The sequence below is a fragment of the Arthrobacter sp. N199823 genome (assembly GCF_002929705.1).
In the GTDB taxonomy this organism is placed as follows: domain Bacteria; phylum Actinomycetota; class Actinomycetes; order Actinomycetales; family Micrococcaceae; genus Specibacter.
The window spans coordinates 240,405-264,292 of record NZ_PJIN01000003.1 but is presented as its reverse complement, the minus strand read 5'-3'; the positions used below and the strand labels follow the sequence as shown (position 1 = coordinate 264,292).

Here is a 23,888-nt window from a genome sequence, read left to right as displayed (position 1 = left end):
TATAATTACAGCCGAAAACTCAATGTTGCGTGACGGGTGTCACCTAACCTAGAATCGATTTAATCGAAGCGCATCGACACTATTTCAACAGATTTCCCTCGCTTGCTTCGAGCGCTAAAACCCCATGGAACTCACGTGGGAACGGCGCCACAACGAATCAATCAATGGCATATGCCATCACAAAGGAGTGACACACTATGAGGAAAAATCGCCAAGCGACTACTTCCCCGCTAGGGACCAATGGCCTGAATCGCCGGTCCTTTCTGGGTCTCGTCGGCATCTCCGCGGTTGCACTGAGCACGGCAGGCGTTCTGACGGCTTGCGGAAACGGCTCGAGCAAGGCCCAAGTGACATCGTCCCTGGGCTTGGCTGATTCAGTGGCGAAACTCGTCCCCAGCTACGTCCCCATCGATCTGGTCACCCCGGATATTGCCAGCGTCAACGGCTCAACTCCCGGTTTCATCAGTATTCCAGAAACACTGGTCAAGTCCGTCACCGAGGTGCCCGGCAAGGGCGGCAAATACAAGGCCATGACCCCGGCGTGGTGGACAGTCCCGCCGGCTCTTGCCAACAACAGCTACTACCAGGCCGTCAACAAGGCCATTGGCGCCACTGTTGATTTCCAGGTCAATGACGGCAATACCTACGGCGATAAGATCCAGACAGTTCTGGCTTCCCCCAAGGATGTGCCGGACTGGGTTGTCATCCCCTCCTGGAACCTGCCCCCGCGCTTCGGTCAGGCAGTCACCAGCGTCTTCGAGGACCTCGCCCCGTACCTATCCGGCGACAAGATCGAGAAATACCCGAACCTGGCCAACCTGCCCACCGCGGCCTGGAAGTTCAGTGCCTTTGCGGGCGGCCTCTACGGCCTGCCCTACCCCAGCACCCTTATAACGGATGCCATTTTCTACCGTAAGGACATCTTCACCGAGCTCGGCCTCGAGGCCCCCAAGAGCGCCGATGAATACCTCGCCATTGCCAAGGAACTGACCAACCCAGCTAAGAAGCGCTGGGGCTCCGAGGATGTTTGGAACGGCGCACAGATCATGTTCGGCGTTGCGCCGAAATGGAAGCTCGTTGACGGCGCTCTCCAGAACAAGGTGGAGACGGATGAGTACCGCGCCGCCTTGGAATGGATCGCGAAACTCTTTGCCTCCGGAGCCGTGCACCCCGATGCTGTCGCCGGGAACCTGCAGCAGTCCAAGGCCCGTTTTGAATCAGGCGCCTCACTCATGGCCACTGACGGACTCGGCAGCTGGCACGAATCCCTGGCGCGTATGCTCCCCACCAACCCGAAGTACGACATGGTTCCCATGGACTTCTTTGCGGCCGACGGCGGTGACCCCACCTTGTTCCGCGGCTCACCGGCCAGCATCTTCAGCTTCATCAAAAAGAACAGCGACAAGGCCAAGATCGAGGAACTGCTCGCCCTCGCCAACTATTTTGCCGCCCCGTTTGGCACCGAGGAAAACCAGCTCATCAACTACGGCGTCGAGGGTGTGCACTTCACCAAGGACAGTCAGAACATCCCGCAGTCTACTGAAAAGGGCCTTGCCGAGGTCACCAGCACCTACTCGTTCCTGGTCAGCCCGCCAGTGGTTAATTCCAAGGTCCAGTACCCCGGCTACGTCAAGACGGCCAGCGAGTGGGAAGCCCGCCAGGCCCCGTTCGTTGTTGAAGAGCAGTTCTTCGGCCTTCAGATCGAGGAGCCGAACAAGTTCGGTTCACTGAACAAGCCGTTCGACGATCTGGCCATGGATATTGCCCGCGGCCGCAAGAAGATCAGCGATCTGGACACCGAACTTGCCACGTGGAAGAAGAACGGTGGCGATGAGCTCCGTGAGTTCTACACCGGTTTCTTGACAGCGTGAGCCGGCAGCCACCCATGACAACCACACTGACAAAAGTTGGCGATGCCGCCCCGGAAGCCGCTGCTTCCGGGGGCTCCGGCCCCAAGACGCGTCGCGGTAAGGACAAGCCCGAGGTTCGCATTGGCCTCGGTCTGAAGGCACGCTTCCGCCGCGACAAGTCCCTCATCTTCATGACCCTCCCGGCAGTTCTATTGCTGGGACTGTTCGCCTATGTGCCCATCATGGGCAATATTGTGGCATTTCAGGATTACTCACCTTTCGTTGGCATTGCCAATAGCCCCTGGGTGGGCCTGGACAACTTTGCCAGGGTGCTCAGTGACGCCAATTTCTGGGTGGCTGTCAAAAACACCCTGGTCATTACGGCCTTCCAGCTGATCTTCTTCTTCCCTATCCCGATCATCCTGGCCATCCTGCTCAATTCCCTGGTTCGCCCGGCGCTACGGGCCACGATTCAGGCCATTGTTTACCTGCCACACTTCTTCTCCTGGGTTCTAGTTGTTGCAGTCTTCCAGCAGATTCTCGGTGGCGCGGGGCTGTTGAACCAGCAGCTGCTAGCCAACGGCTGGCAGGGCATGGACATCATGACCAACCCTGACACCTTCTTGTTCCTGATCACCTCCCAGTCCATTTGGAAGGACGCCGGCTGGGGCATGATCGTGTTCCTGGCAGCGCTGAACGCCATTGACCCGTCTCAGTATGAGGCAGCAGCCGTGGACGGTGCCGGCAGGTGGAAACGCATGTGGCATGTCACCTTGCCCGGCTTGCGCCCGGTCATCATCCTGCTACTGATCCTGCGTCTTGGCGATTCCTTGTCGGTGGGCTTCGAACAGCTGATCTTGCAGCGTGATGCTGTAGGTGCCGGCGCCTCGGAAGTACTCGACACCTTTGTCTACTTCACAGGTGTTCAAAACGGTGACTGGAGTTATGCCGCAGCCGCCGGGCTCATCAAGGGCGTGGTGTCACTGGCATTGATCCTCGGGGCCAATAAAGTTGCCCACCTATTCGGCGAAGCAGGGGTGTACTCCAAAAAATGACCACCATCGAAAAATTACCCAAAAAAACCGGCGGACTCCGGTGGCCCGGTAGCGAGGCGCCCACCCGGGCAGCCTGGGAAGAGGAACCGTCCAAGGCCATCAAGGCGGCAAAGTCGGCAACCCTGATCATTGTTGTTCTCGCCGTTCTGCTACCGCTCTACACCATTGTGTTGACCAGCATCTCCACCCAGTCCACCATCACCAATGCCGGCGGTTTGGTCCTTATCCCAGGTGAGATCAGCTGGGATGCGTACCGGCAGATCTTCACAGGCGGCGTAGTCACGCGGGCCATCATGGTCAGCGTTGGCATTACGGCAGTAGGTACCGTCCTTAGCTTGGTGGTCTCGGTACTCTGCGCCTACGGCCTGTCCCGTCCCGGAACACTGGCCCACACGCCGCTTTTGTTCGTGCTGCTGATCACCATGTTCTTCGCAGCAGGCATGATCCCGTCCTACCTGCTTGTCTCCGGATTGGGAATGATCGACAGTTATGCAGCGCTTATCCTGCCCAGCTGTATCTCCGTTTTCAACATCATCATCTTGCGCGGTTTCTTCATGGGCATCGATCAGGGCATCCTTGACAGTGCCCGGATTGATGGTGCCAGTGAATGGCGCATCCTGGGCCAAATTGTCATGCCCATGTCCAAGGCCGTCACAGCCGTTATTGCACTGTTCTACGGCGTTGGCTACTGGAATGCGTTCTTCAATGCCATCTTGTACATCAATGACAGCTCAAAGAATCCGCTCCAGGTGGTGCTACGTTCCTATGTTCTGCAGGGCGTTTCCGTGCCTGGTCAGATCGCCGTGGGGCAGGGCGTTGCGGCGTCACTGGCCTTGCAGATGGCAGTGATTGTGGTGGCCATGGTGCCGATCCTGTTCGTCTACCCGTTTGTGCAAAAGCACTTCACCAAGGGCGTCATGATTGGTGCGGTGAAGGGGTAATGTTCACACCCAGCCACCTCGGTGGGGTCCGGAAGCTGTTGGCTCCGAAACCCACCGAACCAGGCCTCTCTGGCCTAGGCGCCTACCTTGGCGCCGTCGCTCTAGACGCTGGCCTTGGCCGGCGAGGTGGTGACGCGCTGCACCAGGCTCGGAACAATGAGCCGCACCTCCGCAGGCTTTTCGGTGTGCATCCGTTCCATGACCATTTCTACGGCGGTCCGGCCAATGTCATGAGCGGGGATACTGACGGCTGTCCATGGAGCCGTACTGGCCAGGGCAACGTCGGTGGGGGCGATAGCAACCACGGAGATATCCGCCGGGACGCTCAGACCCATCTCGCTCAGGGTGTCGCGCAGCATCGGGAGCAGGAATTCGTTGTGCACCACCAGCCCGGTGGCCGCATCGACTCCCGTGACCAGATCTTGCAGCGCGTGCGCCAGGGCGGCCGCCGTGGGTTCACACGCTCGGCTGGCAAAGTCCACGTTGGCTGCGCTGGCGGCAGCTTCGAAACCGTTACGCACCCTGTCCGCGTACGTGGCGTGGCGTTCCAGCGATGCCTGCGGGGAGCCAATCAGCGCCACACGCCGATGGCCCAGGTCCACCAAGTGGCGGACGGACACTCGGGATGCCGCGGCGAAGTCGAAATCTACGCAACTGAGTCCTTGGGCGTCGTCGGGCAGTCCAATCAGGACCGCCGGCTTCCGCATTTTGGCAAGCAGCGGCACCCTCGGATCTTTGGCTTCAATGTCCATCATGATCATGCCGTCCACAATGGACTGGGACATCACCCGGGCAATCCCGTCAGTGTCATCCTGGGTCAGCAACAGCACGTCTTGTTCGAAGGTTCGGGCTGTGGTGACCACGGCGGAAACAAACTGCATGACGACGCTGACGTTGACGTCTTCACGCAAAGGAACCATGAGGCCCAGAACGTTGGACCGGTTGGACGCCAGCGCGCGAGCGCCAGCGTGGGGGCTATAGCCAAGTTTTTCAATGGCGGCCAGCACCTCGGCCCGAGTATCAGGGGAGATGGTCCGCTTACCACTGAGCACATATGACACCGTGCTGGTGGACACTCCGGCCGCCCGGGCGACATCGTTCATGGTGGCCATGCAACTCTCCTTTTCACAACCGCAAACTTCATCACAGTAGCCGTTAATTTAAGCGAAGCGCTTCGATACCAAACGGTACCTGTTTATAAGCATCTATTTAAACCAATTCGTCCCTAATGCACACAATTTATCGAAATTCAGATCATCACATTCGATTGAACCGATCCAATTTGGAAGGAAATTCATGAACAGGCAGCAACTTGGACTGGCCTCGTCCATGCCGGGTGAAGGACTCATCTTTGGTGCCGACTACAACCCGGAGCAGTGGCCGAAGGCAAGCTGGCCAACTGATGTTGCGCTCATGAAGGAAGCCGGGATCAATCTCGTCACTGTGGGGGTGTTCAGCTGGGCTCAACTTGAGCCTGAAGAGGGCCAGTGGAACTTTGCTTGGCTCGATGAGGTGCTGGATCTGCTCCACGCGGGCGGCATCCGGGTCAGCCTCGCTACCCCCACAGCATCCCCGCCACCCTGGCTGGGGAAGCTGTACCCGCAAACACTGCCCACCGATGCCTCGGGCCACACTCTTTGGTACGGCTCCCGCAACCAGTTCAATCCTTCTTCTCCCAAGTACCGCGCAGCGGCCGCAACCATTACGGCTAAAATTGCCGAACGCTACGCCCAGCATCCGGCCCTGGCCATGTGGCATGTGGGTAACGAGTTGGGTCAGATTAGTTTTGATGACGAGAGCGCCTGCGCATTCCGTGAATGGTTGATGGGCAAGTACGTGACCTTGGAGCGGCTCAATGATGCGTGGGGAACCACGTTTTGGTCCCAGCAGTATTCAACGTGGGAAGAGATTCTGCCTCCGCGCAGCGCCCCCTACATTGGAAACCCCGGGCAGGAACTGGACTTCAAGCGGTTTACCTCGGATCAGCTTGTCTCCTTGTTTCAGGCGGAACGGGACATCATCTCGCGGTACGACACCACCCATCCCATCACCACCAACATGATGGGCTTCTTCTCAGGCATGGACTACAACTCCTTGGCGCGCGAGACGGACTTTGTTGCCAATGACTGGTACACGGATCCAGGCGATCCGCAGTCGTGGCAACTGGGCGCGTTGACCCATGACCTGTGCCGTGGTCTCAGCGGTGGCAAGCCGTGGTTGTTGATGGAATCAGCTACCTCAGCAGTGAATTGGCGCGGGCACAATGTGGCCAAGGAGCCAGGGGCCTTGCAAGTGGATGCGCTCTCAGCCGTGGCCCGTGGGGCCGATGGTGTGTGCTTCTTCCAGTTCCGGCAATCCTCTTTTGGTGCCGAACGGTTCCATTCAGCTGTTGTCCCACTGGCCGGCAGCAAAACTCGCGTTTTCCGCGAAGCGGCAGCCCTTGGCGCCTACATGGCCCAGCTCGGCGCCCTGGCGGGGACGCCGAGCCAAACCCGGATTGCGATCCTGTTCGACTGGTCCAGTTGGTGGGCTGCCGAATCTGCGGCACGCCCCTCTGAAAAGTTGCAGGTCATGGAGCAGTTGCTAGCCTACTACCGGCCGCTATTGCGGCACGGCTTGTCAGTTGAAGTGGTTCATCCGGACACCGATTTGGACCGCTTTGACCTGGTCCTACTGCCGAACCTCTTTCTTCTGGGCAAGCCGGCCGCCACCGCGTTGAAGCGCTACGTTTCCAACGGCGGGCACATGGTGGTGGGCCCCTTCAGCGCGGTAGCCAATGAGGAAGCCAAACTCGCCACGGGCCGTTTCCCGGGAGCTCTCGCTGAAGTTCTAGGAGTCTCCGGCGAGGAATGGCTGCCCTTGGACAAGCCCGTCCCGCTCGTCTTCACGAGCCCCTCGACGGGTACCCAACTGCAGGACATCCACGCCTCGATCTGGTCCGAAGATCTGGAACTTCACGGTCCCAACACGCGGACCCTGGCCTATTTCGGTGCGGGGCGCTTGGCCGGCAAACCAGCCATTACAGCGAACCCGTGGGGTGCCGGTGAGGCCTGGTACGTGGGTGCCGATCTTCCGGCCGAGGCCTTGGAAACACTTGTTATGTCCGCCGTCGCCGCGGCCGGTATTCAGGTTCCGGTGCCGCTGGGACTGCCTGACGATATTGAGGCTGTGGAACGCGGGGACCAGCTGTTCCTGCTCAATCACGGCCCCACCCTTTCCTCCGTTGAACTGCCCGGAACCTTCGGCACCAGCACCACCATCACACTTCCCCCTTATGGGGCAAAAGTACTTTCACAAAAGAAGAATCGAGTCTATTCATGAAATTCACCGACGGATATTGGCTGCACCGCCCTGGGATCACAGCGCTGAACCCTCGTGATGTGTCCGAGGTTGTTGCCGACGGCAGCAAGCTCGAGGTGTTCGCTCCCACCCAGCGCATCAACGCTCGTGGCGATGCGCTGAACTGCCCGCAGCTGACCATCACTTTTGATTCCCCGCTAGAAGATGTCATCTCCGTGACGATTGAGCATTTTCAAGGGGCTCTCGATCTGGGCCCGCACTTTGAGGTGACGGAGGGCAACCCCGAGGTCAATATCTCCATCGAAGAAAACCAGACGGTGTATACCTCTGGTGCCTTGAGCGCACGGATCAAGACCGACGGCGACTGGGGCGTTGATTTCATGGCCGGCGGTCATGTGCTCACCAGTTCCGTGCCCAGGAGCATTGGCGTGATTTCCGATGCTGCCGGAAACAACTACGTGCATGAGCAGCTCACCTTGGGCGTGGGGACCAATGTGTATGGTTTGGGCGAGCGGTTTGGTGCGTTCGTCAAGAACGGCCAATCGGTGGACGTCTGGAATGAAGACGGCGGAACCTCCAGCGACCTCGCCTACAAAAATGTGCCGTTCTACCTGACGAACAACGGCTACGGCGTTTTCGTGAACCACCCGGAGCGGGTCTCCTTCGAGGTTGGTTCCGAGGTGGTCTCCCGCACGCAGTTCAGTGTTGAAGGCCAGAAACTGCAGTACTTTGTGATTCATGGGGACACCCCCAAGGACATTTTGGCCCGCTACACGGAGCTGACCGGCCGCCCGTCGCGCATCCCGGCGTGGTCCTACGGGCTGTGGCTCTCCACCTCCTTCACCACCAACTACAACGAAGAAACCGTCATGTCGTTCATTGACGGCATGGAAAAGCGCGGTCTGCCGCTGTCCGTGTTCCACTTTGATTGCCATTGGATGCGGGCCTTCCACTGGTCAGATTTCATTTGGGACCCGGCCACCTTCCCTGACCCCGAGGGGATGTTGGCGCGTCTCCACGATCGTGGCTTGAAGGTCTGCGTGTGGATCAACCCCTATATTGCTCAGCGTTCCTACTTGTTCAAGGAAGCCATGGAGCTGGGGTATCTGGTGAAGAATGCGGATGGTTCCGTCTGGCAGTGGGATATGTGGCAGGCCGGCATGGCGCTGGTTGACTTCACCAATCCTGAGGCGGCCCGCTGGTACCAGGAAAAGCTCCGCACCCTGCTGGGTCAGGGCGTGGATTCCTTCAAGACCGACTTTGGCGAGCGGATACCCACCACTGTGCGCTGGCATGATGGGTCCTGCCCGGAACGGATGCATAACTACTACGCACAGCTGTACAACCAGACAGTCTTTGACTTGCTGACCAAGGAACTGGGCCACGGCGAGGCGGTCCTGTTTGCTCGCTCCGCCACCGCTGGCGGGCAGAAGCTGCCTGTTCATTGGGGCGGGGATTGCGAATCCACGTTCGCCGCCATGTCCGAATCATTGCGAGGTGGCTTGTCTTTGGCCTCCTCAGGCTTCGGATTCTGGAGCCACGATATTGGCGGTTTTGAAGGTACCCCGGATCCGGACATCTTCAAGCGCTGGATTGCTTTTGGCCTGCTTTCCTCCCATTCGAGGTTGCACGGTTCCAACTCTTACCGAGTGCCGTGGCTGGTGGACGAAGAATCAAGCGACGTCCTCCGGCATTTCACCAACCTGAAAATGCGACTCATGCCTTACCTCTTGGCCAGTGCCGAGGAGGCGTATGCGGCAGGGACGCCCATGATGCGGCCCATGTTCTTGGAGTTTCCGCGGGATCCGAGTTGCGCGGCTCTGGACCGGCAGTACATGTTGGGCTCGGACGTGTTGGTAGCTCCTGTGATGGACGCCAGCGGCAGCGTTCAGTTCTACCTGCCCGAAGGCACCTGGACGCATTTGGAAACCGGCGATCAGCTGCAAGGACCTGCGTGGCACACCAAGACGTTCTCCGTGCTGAGCGCCGCCACCTACGTCCGCCCCGGAGCAGTTCTCCCCTTGGGGACCGTCAATGACCGGCCCGAATACGCATGGAACAAGGAGGTTGAGTTCATCGCATTTGCCCCCTCCGAGGGGCAGCGGTCAGTGGTCTCGATCCCCACTCAGAGCGGCGGAACGGCGCTCTTTGATGTCACCGTGACCAAGGTCGACGGCGCAAGCCAAGTCACCGCCGTCGAACGCTAATCGCGTATGGGCTCACGGTAACTCCCTGAATAGCAGCGGGGTGTGACTGCCGGAATTCACGGCAGACACACCCCGCTTATTTGTGTCTTAGGAGGAAAAATCTGCCGGGAACAGCTCGGTCCAGCCCTCGTCACTGACATGCACAGCGGCGCTGAGCTCACCCCAGGAGACGCTCGCCGGCCCGGCCGTGGCCTTGGATTTAGCCCGCAGCCGGGCCGAGAGCAGTGTAGGGGCGCCCGTTTCAGTGCTCCAGCTCAGATCCAGGACGATTCCCGGGCGCACCACTAGGCCCCGCACCGATCCTTCTGGCCACAGGGCCGGAACCGCTGGCAGCAGCTCAATGTGCCCGGTATGGCTTTGCACCAGACACTCCACAACACCTGCCACAAAACCAAAATTGCCATCAATTTGGAAGGGCGGGTGGGCGGCAAACATGTTGGGGTAGAGCCCGCCTGCGTGGGGGCTATGCTGCTCCCCCGCGGTCCGGAAAACGAGGGCCAAGAGCCGTTCCACGGCCGCGGTGTCCTTCAGCCGGGCCCTTAGTGCCAGCTTCCACGCCAGCGACCAGCCGGTGGAATCATCGCCACGGGCGTCCAGCGTGCGGGCTACTGCTTGGGCCAAATCCGGGGTCAGCTCGGTCTCGCCGGGGTAGGCAAAGTAGAGGTGGGAGACGTGCCTGTGCGTGGGTTCCGGCTGGTCATAGGACTGTGCCCATTCTGAAATGGTGCCATCCGGCGCCACGGGAATCTGAGGCAAGCGCCCCAGCGCTGCCTCCAGCTGGGGCGTCAAAGGCTCCCCAACCGGCGCCAGCTCAAGTGCCGCACGGAAGAGCCTGGCGATGATGGTCAGATCCGCCGTGGAACTCTGGCCAGCAGCGGCAATGGTTCCATCCTCAGTTTGGAAGTGGTTTTCCGGGGACGTGGACGGGGATGTGCCCAAGGTGCCGTCGGCTTGCGGAACGAGCCAGCCCAAAGCGAATTCGCTGGCCCCCTTGATAATGGGCCAGGCCCGTTCTGCGGCGAACTGCTCGCTTCCGCCGTGGCGCACATGCTCGGCGAGGTGGGTGGCCAGCCAGGCACCTCCCATGGGCCAGAACCCCCACGAGGCGTCGCCAGCCACAGGCGAGGTGAAGGCCCAGGCATCCGTGTTGTGGTGGGCAACCCAGCCATCGAGGCCATACACGGTCCGTGCTGTGTGCCGGCCTTTCTGCGACAGGGACTCGAGGAGGTCAAAAAGCGGCTCATGGCACTCGGCCAAATTAGCGCTCTCGGCGGCCCAATAGTTCATCTGGGTGTTGATGTTGATGGTGAAGTTGGAACTCCACGGCGGTTGCATGGACTCGTTCCAGATGCCTTGCAAGGTGCTGGCCAGGGTGCCGGGGCGGGAGCTACTGATGAGCAGGTACCGGCCGTAGTTGAACAGGAGAGCGGCGAGTGCGGGATCGGCAGGGGTTTCACGGATTCGGACATCGGTAGGCTGTTCCAGATCACCGGTGGGGCTACCCAAATCCAGTTCGGTCCGCTCGTACAGCTCCTGATGATTGGAGCTATGAGCCTGGAAAAGTTCCGCGGAGGACAACGCCGAGGCGGCCTCGACCAAGTCGGTAGCGTGGTCGAGCGGGGCACCAACGTGAGGATCCAGGGGAAGGTGTGAGCCAACAAAGTTGGTGGCGGTGGCCAGCACAAGGCGCAAACGGGAGACGCCAGCGGCAGCCAACGTCCCGGCGTCGTGCTGGTCTTTTCCGCCCGAGAGTTCCGTGCCGTCATGCTGCCAGTGCGCTACTACGGCACCGCGCAATGACTCGCGTCCGGGCTGGTCATATTCGACGCCGGTGGGCGGGTTGGCGTAATCGGGAACCGCGTTCGTGGGCAGTTGCAGATCGAGGGTGGCAGCCCCGGGATCCGACGTGGCTGCCGTGATGCGCAGTTGGCTGGCCAAGGCGGCCGTGACCTTAGGCAAAGGTTCGCCCATCACGCGGAGCTCCACCACCATCACCTGATGCGCGGGCGAGACGTAAACCTGCTCGGTGATGCTCCGGCCAGCCACCGTGTAACTGTGTTCATGCAGGGCGCTGCGCAAATCCAGGGTGCGTCGGTACTGCTGGGCGGTCTGCGCTGTCTGCGCTCCGGAGCCAAAGTCCAGCTCGAACACTAGCTCGGCAAACGGCAAATAGCTTTGCGTATGCGCCGTGGCTACCTTGCCCAATTCGGTTTCGGCAACGGCGAAAAGGTCCGCTGCCACTGCCTCCCGCGCCCTGGCAATAGTGGCCGGACCATCCTTGAGGCCGCGCGTATTAGCCGCCTCGCTGCCGGGCCCACCTGACCAGGCCGTGGAATCGTTGAGCGTGATCCGCCCGCCGCCCACCCCTCCGTAACACATGGCTCCGAGCCGGCCATTGCCCAGCGGCAGAGCCTGCGTGAATTCCTGCGCCGGAGCATCGAAGAACAGCGTGTGCGCGTCAGTTGTTTGGGAGACGGCCGGTAACTCCGTCAAGAGCTGCTGAGCTGCCACTTTCGCCGTGGTCAAGGGGTGCGGACTGCGGTCAAGATGGTGGCTCATAGCTGCTTTCTAAAAGGATGGTTTACTCCTCTCCATGCTTCCCTAAAGTGCAGCCGACCGGGTCTTTGTGACGCGTGAATCTGGGCGTCATTTTGCCCTTTGCTATCCGTTCCTCACTCCGTAATGCAAATGGACGACGCCGTTGCCAAAGTGTTGCTGTCCCAGCAGTTCCAGCCGGGTTTCCTTGATCTCAGGAAGTGCTGCTTTCCCTCCGCCCACCATGACCGGGGAGATGAAGAGATGGATTTCATCGACCAGCCCGGCGCGCAACGCTGTAGCACCCAGTTCGGCACCACCCACGGAGAGGTCATGATCGGCGTCGGCCTTCATGCGACGGATGGTCTCGGGGTCAAAAATGCGTTCGATCCTGGTCCTTGACGTGGACACCTCATCAAGGGTTTTGGTGAATACCACTTTGTCCGTTCCGTGCCACAGCGTGGCGTAATCCCGCATGACCTTGGCGAGATCGGTTTTCCCGTAGAACTCCTCCCACACCTGCAGGGTTTGGAACATGCGCCGCCCAAGTAAGAACGTGCCAATATCCTCTTGCAGACGGTTGACGGCGCTGTGGACCTCGTCGTCCGGCATGGCCCACGCGAATCCGCCGACTTTGTCCTCGATGTAGCCGTCAAGTGATGTGATGGCTGCGTAAATGAGCTTGCCCATGGCGTCCGTCTCCCTAGCGAATATTGCCCTTTTGTTCACCAGTATTCGCGCATTGGGCGGGGCTGGAAAGCTATTTACCCATCTTTTTCAGGAGCCATTTCACAATTTGGTCTGTTTGATTTCCAAACGGATTCTCATCCACAACGTAGGTCCATGTGGCGGATCCGCTGCGAATGCCGGCGGCGTCAAGGTCTACATGGCCATCAATGACCTTAAGAGATTTCACGGTGTCGAGCGCAGTTGCGCGGGCGTCTTCGAGGAAGCCTTCAAATGTCCTGATGGTCTCGCGGCGGAATTCATCCAACGGGTTCTGCCGGCCCAGCGCGCGCAAGTGGATGGCGGCCCGTTGCTCCGAGAGTTGCGCCAAGTGGTCACTCCATTGCGCGTCGAGCTCAAAAAGCATCACGGCCCTGCACACACGAGCCAGTTCCGTTTCACCGAGTGCGCTGCGCAATTCGTCCAGACGGTCGCCGCTGTCGCCGCCGTCACCGTTGCCGTCACTGTCACTGTCACCGTCACCGTTGCCGTCTCCGTAGGCACGTTCCGCCAACGCGTAAAGCGCCGCATCCAGGTCGCTAAGGAACGTCTCCCGGTCCGCCAGCACCACCCTGCGCTGATAGGCGATCAGCTCGTTGTACTTCCACGAGTTTTGCTGTGTGGTGAAGCGTTCGGCCTCGGCGAGCCGTTGCGCCTTGTCCAGCAGCGCGGACACACCTGCCCGGGTGACCAGCCCGTCGCTGTCCGCGTCTTGGGCCACCGTATTGCTAAGTTCCAGGCCGTGCGTTTCCTGCCCATTGGCGGCCGGGTCTTCCATACTCGAGAAGATGACACTGGCCCCCGGATCGCCCTGCCGTCCAGCCCGGCCGCGGAGCTGAGCATCTAGTCGGGGCGAATAGAAACGGCCCACAATAATAACCAGCAACCCGCCCAGCACGGCCACCTCGGCGTGCTCGGCAGGGTCCGCAGGACTCCCACCCAAAAGAATGTCGGTGCCCCGGCCAGCCATCTGTGTGGAGACAGTAATGCTCCCCCGGCGCCCGGCCTGGGCAATGACCTGCGCCTCGAGGCTGTCGTTGCGGGCATTGAGGACTTGGCATTTGATGCCCGCAGCCTCCAACAGCAACGCGAAACGCTCGGATGTCGCCACATCATGGGTGCCCAGCAGCACCGGCTGTCCCGTGGCGTGAGCCCCTTGGACTGCCTCAACCACTGCGGCATCGCGGTGGGCAGCTGTGGCGTAAATTTTCTCGGGATGGTCCGCACGGATGCATGGCGCATGGGAGTCCACGCGTCCGGCGTCGAGCTCGTAATGCGTGCGCAGATACTCCGCAACGGCCACGGCGGTCCCGCTCATGCCCGTGACGGTGGCAAAACTCTTGATGAGATCCCGCACCAACAGCTGGTCCAGAACCTCTCCCTGCTCGGTTGTGTGCAACCCCTCCTTGGTTTCCACGGCCGCCTGCAGGCCATCGGGCCAGCGCTGCAACGCAGCCACCCGGCCACGGGAATCGGAGACAATCTCAGCCTTGCCGTCGCGCACAATGTAGTCAACGTCGCGATGCAGCAGGACCTGGGCGTGCAGCGCCGTGTTGATGGAAGAGAACAATGGGGTCCCTGCCGTCGAATAAAGTTCGACGCCGGGCCACCTCGCCTCCACTTCGGCCAGCCCCGCGTCGGTGAGCGAAACGTTCCGCTTGTCTGCTTCAATAATGAAGTCGATTCCGGGGCGCAGCGCTTTGACAAAGTCCGCCACATCCACTGATTGCAGCTCGCTGCGCGCGCGGCCCGCCAAAACCAGCGGAAGGGTGGCCTCGTCCACTAGAACGGAGTCGATCTCATCCACAATGCACACATCAAAAGGCTGCAAGGTGGTTTGCTCCGGCTCGGTGCACGTGCGGTCGCGCAACACATCGAAGCCCAGCTCGTTGACTGAAACGTACACAATGTCTGCCTCATAGGCCTGCCGGCGGCCCTGCGGTTCCATTGACTCGGTCACCGAGGCCACCTCAACGCCAAGCTGTTCGAAGAAGGGCTTCATCCAGGCGGCATCGCGCTGAGCCAGGTAGTCATTAACAGTCAGGACGTGCACGCGGCGTCCGCGGAGCGCATGGGCTCCGGCAACCAAGGCGCCCACCATGGTTTTGCCTTCACCGGTGTCCAACTCCACCACGGTGCCGCGCACCATGGTGGCGGCTGCCAGCAATTGCGTGTCAAAAAGTGCCATGCCGAGGCTGTTCTGGACGAAAACCTTGGCAACGGCCAGGTAGCTTTCCAGCTCCTCATCACCCCAGGTGGCACTGTCGGGGAGCTGCTGCAGGAGATCCTCGGCTTGTTCCCCCGTCAAGGTGGCAGCCCGAGCTGCGGCCCGGGTAACCAGCCCGCTGTGTGTTGCCGTATCCGCAACGCCAGGGGCGTTGAAGAGCCAGTTCTTGAATTTCTGGGGAAGACGCAAAGTTCCTCGAGTCATTGGAAGTTCAGGCAGCCTGCCGGTATCTACAAGGTACTCGATTTCCAAGGTATCCGGGCCGTGGCAAGAAGTGCCATAGCCGCTCCAACCCGGCAATCCCCTGCAGTCATCCCCTAGATCTCGCCGGTCAGCGAGCCGGCAGCCCCATGGACAAGAGTTTCCAGCCAGCACCTAACGGCGAACGGCCCAGCGCCTGGGAAATTTCCATCAATGAACAGCCGTCAGCGTACATAGCGCGCAGGCGAATCTGATCGTCACGGGAGTATGCCTCACCGGAGCGGAACGCCAATGATTCATCGTCAAGCCTGCCCTGGGCGTTCATCAGGATCCTCAGCAGCCGAACCACCACGTCCCGTTCCGCAACGCTCAGGGCCTCCCCTATCTCGCTCGGACTCTGCCCCTCTCGGAACAGCTCCAGAAGCTGCTGCGTTTCGTTCTCGTTCCATTCCCGGTCAGGCACGCCAGGGTCTGCTGGAGCAGCGGGGTCCCCGGGCTGAATCAACCAGTGGCGTGGCGGCACGCAGATAACCATGTCACGAGCGTCTTGCGGAACTGCCATGCAACTCATCCCCCCACTCGAGTTCGCTTTGCTAGTCCCGAGTGTAGGAGGAGGCCCTGACATTGCAGGGGCATGACCGGCAAGCTACTTAAAGCTCGCAGCCCCCAGAACAGCGGGAGCAACAGGTGTCCCGTCCTGACCGCCGTCGGAAGTTCCCTGCGCGGCAACCTTTTCCACCGCGTCAAGGCCGCCGGTGATCTCGCCGAAAACGGTGTAGCCGCCAGCCGCGTCCCGCCCAATACTCGTGTCGCCGTACACAATGAAGAACTGGCTGCCGTTGCTATTGGGATCAGTCGTACGCGCCATAGCGAGCGTGCCGCGCGGGTAGAGATTGTCAGTCGGCGCATTTTCAATGGGGCCAAACTCGTAACCCGGACCACCGGCGCCGGTGCCCGTGGGATCGCCGCACTGGAGGATATCGAAGCCGCCAGTGGTGAGCCTGTGGCACTTTGTCCCGGTAAAGAAGTTCGTGTCCGCCAAGTGCAGGAACGACGCCACGGCCTGCGGGGCCTTATCGCCGAAGAGCCTCACACTCATCTCAACCCCGTTGAACTCCAGGGTGCCGTTCCATTCGCGATTCTGTGCCGCGGCAGGAGCCGGCGCAGCCGCGGCGGCCTGCGTCTGCGCGTCGCTACTGTCCCCCATCATCAGCCCCATCACTGTGCCTCCGCCAATAACCGCGACCATCGCAACGATCAAGGCGATCACGAGAAATTTCATTTTCGTGGAGTTCGTGGCGGCAGACTTTGCGGCTTGGGGTTTATGCATGCGGATCAGTCTAGAAGAGATCCGGCTCTCCCCTTGCCATCATGACGAGCGGCACCGCACAATAACGGCGTCGATCTCGGCTGCGCTGACCCCATTGTTCAGCAGAAAATTCCGCACATCCATGGTTTCAGCGAATGCCTGCAACGCTTGACCACGCCCCCTCACCACGTCCGCCAACTCCGCCTCAGACAGATGCTGCTCATAGGGATGCTTCACGGGCGAGACTCGGTGCCATTCGTTGATGCCGCGCGCCGCCAATTCATCCTGGGGCACGGCCCGCTCCTCCTGCCCCAGCAATGTCAGCAGCAAGGTGGCAATCAGCCCGGTCCGATCCCGCCCTGCCGAACAGTGGATCACCACTTTCCCCCGCGCCGCCGCCAATTCCTTGAAGACTCTGGCCACCTGTAGGGGGAAAAGTCGCACGATGTCCGTATAGAGCCGCGGATGGTTCATGTAGGGGAGGAACAGTTCCTGATAGGAGGGATCGTCAGGGTCTTCCGTGGGTGAATGTACGACGTCGAACCCCACCATCGCAGCCTCACTCACCACCGGGTCGGTGGGCCTACGCTTGCGTTCGACAGGGTTCCGGAGATCGATGACGGTGCGTACGCCGTCGTCACTGAGCTGTTGCCAGCCGTGTTCGGTGAGCCACTCGCTGCGGCCCATCCGGTAGATGTCGCCGGTGAGAGGGCGGGCATTGACGGCACCTTCCCACTGCGGGGCGGCTGGCTGCGACGCATCCATGTCAGCGTTGTTTGGCGAGGCGGAAGTCAAGCCCGTTCCGGACTTGCGGCCACTCGGCGGCCAGGATGGAAAAGACAACAGTGTCTCGCAGTGAACCGTCAGCCAGGCGGCGATGGGCCCGCAAGATGCCGTCCTGTTTGGCGCCGAGGCGGGCAATAGCCTCCCGCGATTGCGTATTCATCCAATGCGTGTGAAATTCAACCACCTCGCAGCCAAGCGTCTCAAACGCGTACTGCAGTAGGAGTTTTTTGCTGTCCGGATTGGTTCCCGTGCCCTGGGCACTGAGCGCATTCCATGTGGCACCTATTGCGAGCCGGGGAACATTGAGGTCAATGGCGTAATAACTGGTCAGTCCAATCACCTTGCCCGGCTCCCCCGTTGCGGGATCATTCTGCCGCGCCGTGAAGGACAGCTCAGTTCCGGCCTGGTGGGCGGCCAGGCGCGTCTCAATATTGGCGCGCATGCTCTCAGGACGCGGCACTGTGGTGTACCAAAGGTTCCACAGCTCGCCGTCGGACGCCGCAGCAACCAAGTCATCGTGATGGTCCGGGCTCAGTGGCTCGAGAGTGACATATTTACCCCGGAGGGTGACGGGTTCAATCGGGCTCATGAAAAAACACTAGCGGATACCAGCACGAAAGCTTCGCCTGACCACCGATGGGACTACCCAACACCCTTGGTTGACATATCAACTTATTGCATGACATGATTTTATTGAAGCTTCAATTATTTGATGCTCGGCGCTTCATCCAGAAGGCCTGCCCCATGACCCCAAAGAAACGTTGAGAATCCTATGAACAACCTTGCCCTGAATACAGCCGCCCGAACCATCCTTCGGATTGTGGTTGGCTTCCTCTTCGCAGCCCACGGCTGGCAGAAGTACAACGAATTCACCATCGTCGGAACCCAGGGCGCATTTGCCCAGATGGGCGTCCCTGCCGCTGATGTGATCGCACCGATTATTGCAACACTGGAACTGGTGGGTGGCATCGCCCTGATCCTGGGTCTGGCAACGCGCCCGTTCGCAGCATTGCTGACGCTGAACATGCTCGGCGCCATTATTCTGGTCCACGCGTCCGCGGGCGTATTCGTAGAAGGTGGCGGCTACGAGCTGGTGCTGCTCTTGGGCGCATCGGCTCTGGCTATTGCCTTGGTTGGCCCCGGCAAGCTGTCGCTGGACCACGCCCTGTTTGGACGTTCCACGTCCAAGTTGCGCGTACTGGCATAACCTCCCCGCGAATACGCAGCCGCGACTTTATTTATAAGCAGCCGGGACCCTTGGAGCTGCGGCAGAATCATTGTGCCGCAGCTCCACCGGGCGTGGCGTGCGTATAAATAAAGTCCACTTTGGCTATACGCAGACCCAGCACCCGTGGCCTGCGTATAAACCACGTTCTGGACACCCAGCGCCGGCACCGGCAGACTTTCCCCATGGCCTACTCATTACAAATAGTGGTTGATTGCACCAATCCGCACGTTCTTGCCGATTGGTGGGCAGAAACCATGGGCTGGCAGGTGGAACCCTCAGATGAGGATTTCATCCGGTCCATGGTCGCCAAGGGTTTCGCCACCCAGGAACAAACCAAGCTCCACAATGGCGTCCTCGTTTGGGTTGATGGCCAAGCGATCAACCCAAACGAGGACATGAGTGCCGGAGCGCCCCGCATCTTGTTCCAGCGCAGCGATCAGGAAAAGCTAGGCAAGAACCGCATCCATTGGGACGTCCGGCTCGGCGATGATGACAAAATGACTGTTCGCACAAATCTGGAAGCACGCGGTGCCACCTTCCTCTGGGAAGCCAGCCAAGGCCCGCATTCGTGGTTCACCATGGCAGACCCCGAAGGCAACGAATTCTGCATCAGTTAGTGACAACAGCACGACGTCTACTGCGCCCCAGCTCACCCTGCCAGCTAAGATCGTTAGCGTGAACGCAACGAATCTTCCTCCCCAGGTATCTGACATCTTCGATCCCACCCGCTGGCGCGTGGTTGAGGGCTTCGACTTCACTGACATGACCTACCACCGCCAAGTGGAACGTGGCGAAAACGGTGAGATCATCAAGGACCTCCCCACCGTCCGCATCGCCTTCAACCGCCCCGAGGTCCGCAACGCCTTCCGCCCGGGCACGGTTGATGAGTTGTACCGCGCCATGGACCACGCCCGCATGACCCCGGATGTCGCAACTGTTCTGTTGACAGGCAACGGCCCCTCCCCCAAGGACGGCGGCCATTCCTTCTGCTCTGGCGGCGATCAGCGCATTCGCGGCCGCGACGGCTACCGGTACGCAGAGGGCGAAACCAAGGAAACCATTGATCCGGCTCGCGCTGGGCGCCTCCACATTCTGGAAGTCCAGCGCCTCATGCGCACCATGCCCAAAGTTGTCATCGCCGTGGTCAACGGCTGGGCAGCAGGCGGCGGACACTCCCTCCACGTGGTCTCGGATCTGACCATCGCCTCCCGCGAACACGGCAAGTTCAAGCAGACTGACGCCACTGTGGGAAGCTTCGACGCCGGATACGGCTCGGCGCTGCTGGCCCGCCAGATCGGGCAGAAGAACGCCCGCGCAATCTTCTTCCTGGCCCGCGAATACTCTGCCGATGACATGGTCGCCATGGGCGCCGTCAATGAGGCAGTCGCTCATCAGGATCTGGAAAACGTGGCACTGGAGTACGCGGCAGACATTGCCCGCCAATCCCCGCAGGCCATCCGCATGCTCAAATTCGCGTTCAACATGGCCGACGACGGCCTGGCGGGTCAGCAGGTCTTCGCCGGCGAAGCCACCCGCATGGCCTACATGACGGATGAGGCCGTGGAGGGCAAGGAAGCGTTCCTGGAAAAACGCGACCCCGACTGGTCTTCCTTCCCTTACTACTTCTAATCCCCTATATATAGGTACTCATGACTATTGAACCCCTTCTCAAGGCACTCTCCGAAGCACTCTCCGGCGAAGGCCCCGCAGTCCAGATCGCCCCTGACGGCAGCTTCACGCTCATCCCCCAAAGCGAGCTGGGACTTGCCGAAGGAAGCGAAACCGAGATTGCCGCCGTCGTGCTTACCTCGGGGAGCACAGGCACACCCAAGCGGACCATGCTCAGTGTTGAGTCGCTGGCAGCGTCGTCGGTGGGCACGGCCATGGCGCTGTCCGGCGAGGGTCAGTGGCTACTCGCGCTACCCATGAATTACGTGGCCGGTCTGCAGGTTCTGGTGCGCAGCCTGTTCGCCGGAACCCGCCCGTGGGCCATGGATCTGAGCGGCGGGTTCACCCCCGAAGCGTTCACCGAGGCCGCCCTTGAGCTGACCGACAAGATGCGTTTCACCTCTCTGGTCCCCACGCAGCTCAGCCGCCTGCTGACCAACCCGAGCGCCGAAACGCTGACCGTTTTGCGCCGTTTCAACGCGATTCTGCTCGGCGGCGGCCCCCTGAACCCCGTGTTGCTCGAGGCCGCGCGCGGTGCCGGGCTGAACGTAATCACCACCTATGGCATGAGCGAAACCTGCGGCGGTTGCGTGTACGACGGCGTCCCGCTCGAGGGCGTGCGCCTGGCCATCCGAGACGGCCGGGTCTGGCTCGGCGGTGACATGGTGGCCACCGGGTATCTGGGCGATGCCGCTCTCACCTCCGCCTCCTTCACTGAGGAAATGGACGACGGCGAGATGGTGCGTTGGTATGAAAGCGGCGACTTGGGGGATCTGGATGGTGAGGGACGGCTGCGCGTGCTGGGCCGAGCTGATGACGTCATCATCACCGGCGGGTTGAAGGTTTCGCCCGGAGCCGTGACGGATGGTTTGCACCGGGTGCAGGGTGTCCGCGAAGCAATTGTGCTTCCCGTTCCATCCGAGGAGTGGGGGCAGCAGGTGGCCGCGATGGTAGTGGCTTCATGCACCGAGGCCGAGTTGCTGGCCGCGGCTGGGGCGTTGCTGGAGCCGCATCTGGTCCCTAAGACTGTGGTGTTCGTCTCCGAGCTGCCGCTGCTACCCAATGGAAAGCCCGATAGATCGGCAATTTTGACGGCATTGACGCAAGCTGCAAATGTTGCCTAGCCCCGACAAGCGGCACAATTAACCTTGTGGGCCCGATGCTCGGGCTCACATATTTTTTATCTTGTTTTATGCACTACCGAATATTTCATTCAACTGCACATAAGGAGTACCGCTGTGGCCACTGTGGGTCAATGGATTGCCGGAGCCCGTCTGAGGACCCTCCCCATGGCAGTGGCTCCGGTCATTATCGGTACGGCCGCAGCCTACGATCTTGGTGCGCTGCACTGGGGGCGCGCAATTTTGGCGATGTTGGTCGCCTTGCTCCTCCAGATTGGTGTGAACTACGCCAACGACTACTCCGATGGCATCCGCGGCACCGACGAGGTCAGGGTTGGTCCGCTGCGTCTGGTAGGTAGCGGGGTGGCCAAGCCGTCGCACGTGAAGATGGCGGCCTTCACCATGTTCGGGCTGGCAATGCTGGCGGGCTTGGGCCTGGTCCTCGCCTCCAGCGCGTGGTGGCTGCTGCTGGTGGGAGCCGGCGCGGTTCTGGCCGCGTGGGGGTACACCGGCGGGAAGAATCCCTATGGATACATGGGCCTCGGCGATGTTTTCGTGTTTGTGTTCTTCGGCCCCGTGGCTACGTTGGGCACCACCTTTACCCAAGCCGGGCAGGTGAGCCTAGCGGCAGTGTTGGGGTCCATCGCAACGGGACTGATCGCCGTCGCACTTTTGATGGCTAACAATGTCCGCGACATCCCCACGGATACCGAAGTAGGCAAGCGAACTCTCGCTGTGCGGCTCGGGGACAAGAATGCGCGGCTCAGCTATGTGGTGATGCTGGCATTGTCGCTGGCGCTCATGATGTTCCTGGTGCCGGCCAAGCCGTGGATCTTATTGGTGCTGTTGCTGGTGCCGTTCATGCTGATGCCCAGCTGGCTCATGCTTCAAGGGAAACAGCGCAAGTCCTTGATCCCAGTGCTGCAGCAGACAGGGCTGATCAACTTGGGCTTCAGCGTGCTGTTTGCCGTGGCCATGGTGCTGACCGGGCTGCTGGGGCAGTAGCTCAGCGCACTCTGACACTCCACACAAAGGACACGTTCATGAACGCCTTCAGAAACAAGGTCATCCTCCTGCCCATGACCGCCGGGCTGTTACTGGCGATGGCCGGATGCGGCGGGGCTGCTCAGTCGCCCTCGCCCACGCACGCCGCGGGATCTGCAACCGCACAGACTGCCCCGACATCCGCAGCCCGTACCGTTCCCGACGCCAAGGAAATCTTCCCCAAGGTCACCGAAACGGTCAAGAGTGCCACATCCGTCTCCATCGCCGGCGACATTTCGCGCGACGGCGACACCGTGAAAATCAAAGTTTCCGGCACCCGCGACGGGTCCAACTCACTGGCCGAAGTTACCAATAACGGCGCAAAAAGTACCATGCTTGCCGCCGACGGGGGCAACTACCTGAAGGCGGATAGAGAGTTCCTCGCACAGAACGTGGGGCAGGAAACTGCGGGCTCAGTCGCAGCGCTGGTCGGCGACAAATGGATTGTGATTACTGACGCCAGCCAGTTCGGCAATATCAGTATTCCCACACTGCTGAATTCCTTCAGTGACAAAGGGCTGGCGGAAGCCGATTTTGGCACGATTACCGACCAGTCCATCGTGGACCTCAAGGGCACCAAGGCTTTCAGGTACACCTCTCAAGAGGCAATCGTGTGGATCGCAGCCGAGGGCGATCCCTTCCTGCTTCAGATGCAGCCGCAGGGTTCCGCGAGCCAGGACACGGGGACCATGATTTTCAGTGAATGGAACTCAGTGGCTCTTCAGACCGCACCCGCCGAGGATGAAACGATTTCCATCCCTGGGCTGTAGGACTTATTCGCTCTTGTCCGCGGAGGGCTTGCGGTCGGCGTCAATCCAGACATCGGGGTTCTCGTCGATGAGAGCGTCCTCAGCCTCGGCGTCGGCCAAAGCCGAGGCCGACTGGGTGGTGTTGGCGTTCGGGGCGAAGCGATCGGCCACAACCGAGGTGGCTCCGTCACGCTGCTTGCGCAGGAAAATGAAGCTGACCACAAAGGCACACAGGGCAGCAATCACGGCTGCGGAGAAGGGCTGAAGTTTCACCCCGAGGTAGGCGACGAGGAAGAACGCCATAAAGAGCACGCCGCGGATCAGGGAGTATTTGAAGAAAGCCACGGAGCAAGTTTAGCGGTTGAAGCTGGGTGTCTCCCCAATGCCCTAAGCAGGTGCTGATTTTTCTGTCAACGGTAGAATGAAGTATGCGCTATATCATTCCAGTGACCTTAGGTGTTGTCCTGTTTGTGTACGGACTCATTGACTGCATTCGCAGCGAAGCCAATGACGTACGCAGCATTCCCAAGCCCGCGTGGATCTTGGTGATCATCTTCCTGAACGTCATTGGCGTGGGTCTGTGGTTCCTCTTTGGCCGGCCCCAGTATGCCCGCAATCAGCCGGGCACAGCATCCTCATTCCGCTCTACCACTGCCGGTCAGCGCGGACCTGCTTCTGGGGGTCAACAGCGTTCCACCGCACCCGACGACGACCCCGAGTTCCTGCGCAACCTGGCGGTTAACAGGGCCCAAAAGCTGGAAGCCGAAAGGCTCCGCAAGCTCAAGGCCGAGCTGGAGGCCCGCGAGGCCAAACTCCGCGAAGAGCACCCAAACGACGAGACAAAGAAGTAGTCTCTAGGATCCCAGGGCACCAACCAAAGGGCTAAAATCCACGCCCTCCCATGGCCAAGTACCCTCCCCGCGGCTATGGTGGAAATCACA

The 23,888-nt window shown here is 60.4% G+C and carries 21 protein-coding genes; 12 read left to right on the top strand and 9 right to left on the bottom strand.

The genetic code is table 11. The annotated features are described in order from the left end of the window. The first annotated feature begins 197 nt into the window (after window positions 1–197). From CXQ93_RS08445 to CXQ93_RS08435, 3 genes are read left to right on the top strand one after another with little or no spacing between them, the layout of a single operon-like run. Window positions 198–1,871, top strand: coding sequence for an extracellular solute-binding protein (locus CXQ93_RS08445; RefSeq protein ID WP_104110004.1), 1,674 nt, complete (start codon window positions 198–200; stop codon window positions 1,869–1,871). Between the two features lie 14 nt (window positions 1,872–1,885). Beyond that, window positions 1,886–2,905, top strand: coding sequence for a sugar ABC transporter permease (locus CXQ93_RS08440; RefSeq protein ID WP_104110003.1), 1,020 nt, complete (start codon window positions 1,886–1,888; stop codon window positions 2,903–2,905). Beyond that, a complete protein-coding gene (locus CXQ93_RS08435; protein ID WP_104110002.1) occupies window positions 2,902–3,846 on the top strand; it encodes a carbohydrate ABC transporter permease in 945 nt (314 codons plus the stop codon). Before CXQ93_RS08440 ends, CXQ93_RS08435 begins: the two co-directional genes overlap by 4 nt. A 101-nt stretch (window positions 3,847–3,947) precedes the next feature. Here the strand turns inward: CXQ93_RS08435 and CXQ93_RS08430 are convergent, their stop codons facing one another. Further along, window positions 3,948–4,958, bottom strand: a complete 1,011-nt coding sequence (locus CXQ93_RS08430) for a LacI family DNA-binding transcriptional regulator (RefSeq protein WP_104110001.1) — start codon at window positions 4,956–4,958, stop codon at window positions 3,948–3,950. 184 nt (window positions 4,959–5,142) lie between these two features. On the opposite strand from CXQ93_RS08430, the gene CXQ93_RS08425 reads away from it, so the two are divergent. Together CXQ93_RS08425 and yicI are read left to right on the top strand one after the other, a co-directional pair. Next, complete coding sequence (locus tag CXQ93_RS08425; RefSeq protein ID WP_258068768.1) at window positions 5,143–7,167, top strand: beta-galactosidase; 2,025 nt, start codon at window positions 5,143–5,145, stop codon at window positions 7,165–7,167. Beyond that, on the top strand, window positions 7,164–9,353 hold the full coding sequence (gene yicI / locus CXQ93_RS08420; protein WP_104110000.1) for an alpha-xylosidase: 2,190 nt from the start codon (window positions 7,164–7,166) through the stop codon (window positions 9,351–9,353). The genes CXQ93_RS08425 and yicI overlap by 4 nt, the downstream gene beginning before the upstream one ends. Window positions 9,354–9,440: 87 nt before the next feature. Here the strand turns inward: yicI and CXQ93_RS08415 are convergent, their stop codons facing one another. From CXQ93_RS08415 to CXQ93_RS08385, 7 genes are all read right to left on the bottom strand, one after another. Beyond that, entirely contained in the window at window positions 9,441–11,912 is a 2,472-nt protein-coding gene (locus tag CXQ93_RS08415) for a glycoside hydrolase N-terminal domain-containing protein (RefSeq protein WP_104109999.1), read from the bottom strand. Window positions 11,913–12,014: 102 nt separating this feature from the next. Next, entirely contained in the window at window positions 12,015–12,578 is a 564-nt protein-coding gene (locus CXQ93_RS08410; RefSeq protein ID WP_104109998.1) for a dihydrofolate reductase family protein, read from the bottom strand. Between the two features lie 70 nt (window positions 12,579–12,648). Further along, entirely contained in the window at window positions 12,649–15,045 is a 2,397-nt protein-coding gene (gene secA2 / locus CXQ93_RS08405; protein ID WP_104109997.1) for an accessory Sec system translocase SecA2, read from the bottom strand. A 127-nt stretch (window positions 15,046–15,172) separates the two neighbouring features. Further along, window positions 15,173–15,604 carry a hypothetical protein gene (locus tag CXQ93_RS08400; protein WP_104109996.1) on the bottom strand — a complete coding sequence of 144 codons (432 nt, stop codon included), beginning with the start codon at window positions 15,602–15,604 and terminating at the stop codon, window positions 15,173–15,175. 84 nt (window positions 15,605–15,688) lie between these two features. After that, window positions 15,689–16,372, bottom strand: a complete 684-nt coding sequence (locus tag CXQ93_RS08395; RefSeq protein WP_104109995.1) for a peptidylprolyl isomerase — start codon at window positions 16,370–16,372, stop codon at window positions 15,689–15,691. A 39-nt stretch (window positions 16,373–16,411) separates the two neighbouring features. After that, complete coding sequence (locus CXQ93_RS08390) at window positions 16,412–17,116, bottom strand: tyrosine-protein phosphatase (RefSeq protein WP_104109994.1); 705 nt, start codon at window positions 17,114–17,116, stop codon at window positions 16,412–16,414. Window position 17,117: 1 nt separating this feature from the next. Continuing rightward, on the bottom strand, window positions 17,118–17,726 hold the full coding sequence (locus tag CXQ93_RS08385) for a GNAT family N-acetyltransferase (protein ID WP_104109993.1): 609 nt from the start codon (window positions 17,724–17,726) through the stop codon (window positions 17,118–17,120). Window positions 17,727–17,909: 183 nt separating this feature from the next. On the opposite strand from CXQ93_RS08385, the gene CXQ93_RS08380 reads away from it, so the two are divergent. The 6 genes from CXQ93_RS08380 (at window position 17,910) to CXQ93_RS08355 (ending at window position 22,968) form a co-directional block, all read left to right on the top strand. Next, window positions 17,910–18,344 carry a DoxX family protein gene (locus CXQ93_RS08380; protein WP_104109992.1) on the top strand — a complete coding sequence of 145 codons (435 nt, stop codon included), beginning with the start codon at window positions 17,910–17,912 and terminating at the stop codon, window positions 18,342–18,344. 203 nt (window positions 18,345–18,547) lie between these two features. After that, window positions 18,548–18,982 carry a VOC family protein gene (locus tag CXQ93_RS08375; RefSeq protein ID WP_104109991.1) on the top strand — a complete coding sequence of 145 codons (435 nt, stop codon included), beginning with the start codon at window positions 18,548–18,550 and terminating at the stop codon, window positions 18,980–18,982. A gap of 58 nt (window positions 18,983–19,040) precedes the next feature. Beyond that, window positions 19,041–19,994 carry a 1,4-dihydroxy-2-naphthoyl-CoA synthase gene (locus CXQ93_RS08370; protein WP_104109990.1) on the top strand — a complete coding sequence of 318 codons (954 nt, stop codon included), beginning with the start codon at window positions 19,041–19,043 and terminating at the stop codon, window positions 19,992–19,994. Window positions 19,995–20,014: 20 nt separating this feature from the next. Then, window positions 20,015–21,157 carry an AMP-binding protein gene (locus CXQ93_RS08365; protein WP_104109989.1) on the top strand — a complete coding sequence of 381 codons (1,143 nt, stop codon included), beginning with the start codon at window positions 20,015–20,017 and terminating at the stop codon, window positions 21,155–21,157. Window positions 21,158–21,271: 114 nt separating this feature from the next. After that, the gene (locus CXQ93_RS08360; protein ID WP_104109988.1) at window positions 21,272–22,159 is read left to right on the top strand and encodes a 1,4-dihydroxy-2-naphthoate polyprenyltransferase; all 888 of its coding nucleotides are present in this window, start codon (window positions 21,272–21,274) and stop codon (window positions 22,157–22,159) included. 38 nt (window positions 22,160–22,197) lie between these two features. Then, a complete protein-coding gene (locus tag CXQ93_RS08355; RefSeq protein WP_104109987.1) occupies window positions 22,198–22,968 on the top strand; it encodes a hypothetical protein in 771 nt (256 codons plus the stop codon). Window positions 22,969–22,971: 3 nt separating this feature from the next. Here CXQ93_RS08355 and CXQ93_RS08350 read toward each other — a convergent pair whose 3' ends face one another. Continuing rightward, complete coding sequence (locus tag CXQ93_RS08350) at window positions 22,972–23,292, bottom strand: DUF4229 domain-containing protein (protein WP_104109986.1); 321 nt, start codon at window positions 23,290–23,292, stop codon at window positions 22,972–22,974. Between the two features lie 83 nt (window positions 23,293–23,375). On the opposite strand from CXQ93_RS08350, the gene CXQ93_RS08345 reads away from it, so the two are divergent. After that, on the top strand, window positions 23,376–23,798 hold the full coding sequence (locus CXQ93_RS08345; RefSeq protein ID WP_104109985.1) for a PLD nuclease N-terminal domain-containing protein: 423 nt from the start codon (window positions 23,376–23,378) through the stop codon (window positions 23,796–23,798). Window positions 23,799–23,888: the final 90 nt, after the last annotated feature.

Coding starts and splice junctions, on each gene's coding strand:
- CXQ93_RS08345 (WP_104109985.1), top strand. CDS start 23,376: ATGCGCTATATCATTCCAGTGACCTTAGGTGTTGTCCTGTTTGTGTAC.
- CXQ93_RS08430 (WP_104110001.1), bottom strand. CDS start 4,958: ATGGCCACCATGAACGATGTCGCCCGGGCGGCCGGAGTGTCCACCAGC.
- CXQ93_RS08395 (WP_104109995.1), bottom strand. CDS start 16,372: ATGCATAAACCCCAAGCCGCAAAGTCTGCCGCCACGAACTCCACGAAA.
- CXQ93_RS08375 (WP_104109991.1), top strand. CDS start 18,548: ATGGCCTACTCATTACAAATAGTGGTTGATTGCACCAATCCGCACGTT.
- CXQ93_RS08410 (WP_104109998.1), bottom strand. CDS start 12,578: ATGGGCAAGCTCATTTACGCAGCCATCACATCACTTGACGGCTACATC.
- CXQ93_RS08435 (WP_104110002.1), top strand. CDS start 2,902: ATGACCACCATCGAAAAATTACCCAAAAAAACCGGCGGACTCCGGTGG.
- CXQ93_RS08445 (WP_104110004.1), top strand. CDS start 198: ATGAGGAAAAATCGCCAAGCGACTACTTCCCCGCTAGGGACCAATGGC.
- CXQ93_RS08425 (WP_258068768.1), top strand. CDS start 5,143: ATGAACAGGCAGCAACTTGGACTGGCCTCGTCCATGCCGGGTGAAGGA.
- CXQ93_RS08385 (WP_104109993.1), bottom strand. CDS start 17,726: ATGAGCCCGATTGAACCCGTCACCCTCCGGGGTAAATATGTCACTCTC.
- secA2 (WP_104109997.1), bottom strand. CDS start 15,045: ATGACTCGAGGAACTTTGCGTCTTCCCCAGAAATTCAAGAACTGGCTC.
- CXQ93_RS08380 (WP_104109992.1), top strand. CDS start 17,910: ATGAACAACCTTGCCCTGAATACAGCCGCCCGAACCATCCTTCGGATT.
- CXQ93_RS08400 (WP_104109996.1), bottom strand. CDS start 15,604: ATGGCAGTTCCGCAAGACGCTCGTGACATGGTTATCTGCGTGCCGCCA.
- CXQ93_RS08355 (WP_104109987.1), top strand. CDS start 22,198: ATGAACGCCTTCAGAAACAAGGTCATCCTCCTGCCCATGACCGCCGGG.
- CXQ93_RS08415 (WP_104109999.1), bottom strand. CDS start 11,912: ATGAGCCACCATCTTGACCGCAGTCCGCACCCCTTGACCACGGCGAAA.
- CXQ93_RS08440 (WP_104110003.1), top strand. CDS start 1,886: ATGACAACCACACTGACAAAAGTTGGCGATGCCGCCCCGGAAGCCGCT.
- CXQ93_RS08390 (WP_104109994.1), bottom strand. CDS start 17,116: ATGGATGCGTCGCAGCCAGCCGCCCCGCAGTGGGAAGGTGCCGTCAAT.
- yicI (WP_104110000.1), top strand. CDS start 7,164: ATGAAATTCACCGACGGATATTGGCTGCACCGCCCTGGGATCACAGCG.
- CXQ93_RS08365 (WP_104109989.1), top strand. CDS start 20,015: ATGACTATTGAACCCCTTCTCAAGGCACTCTCCGAAGCACTCTCCGGC.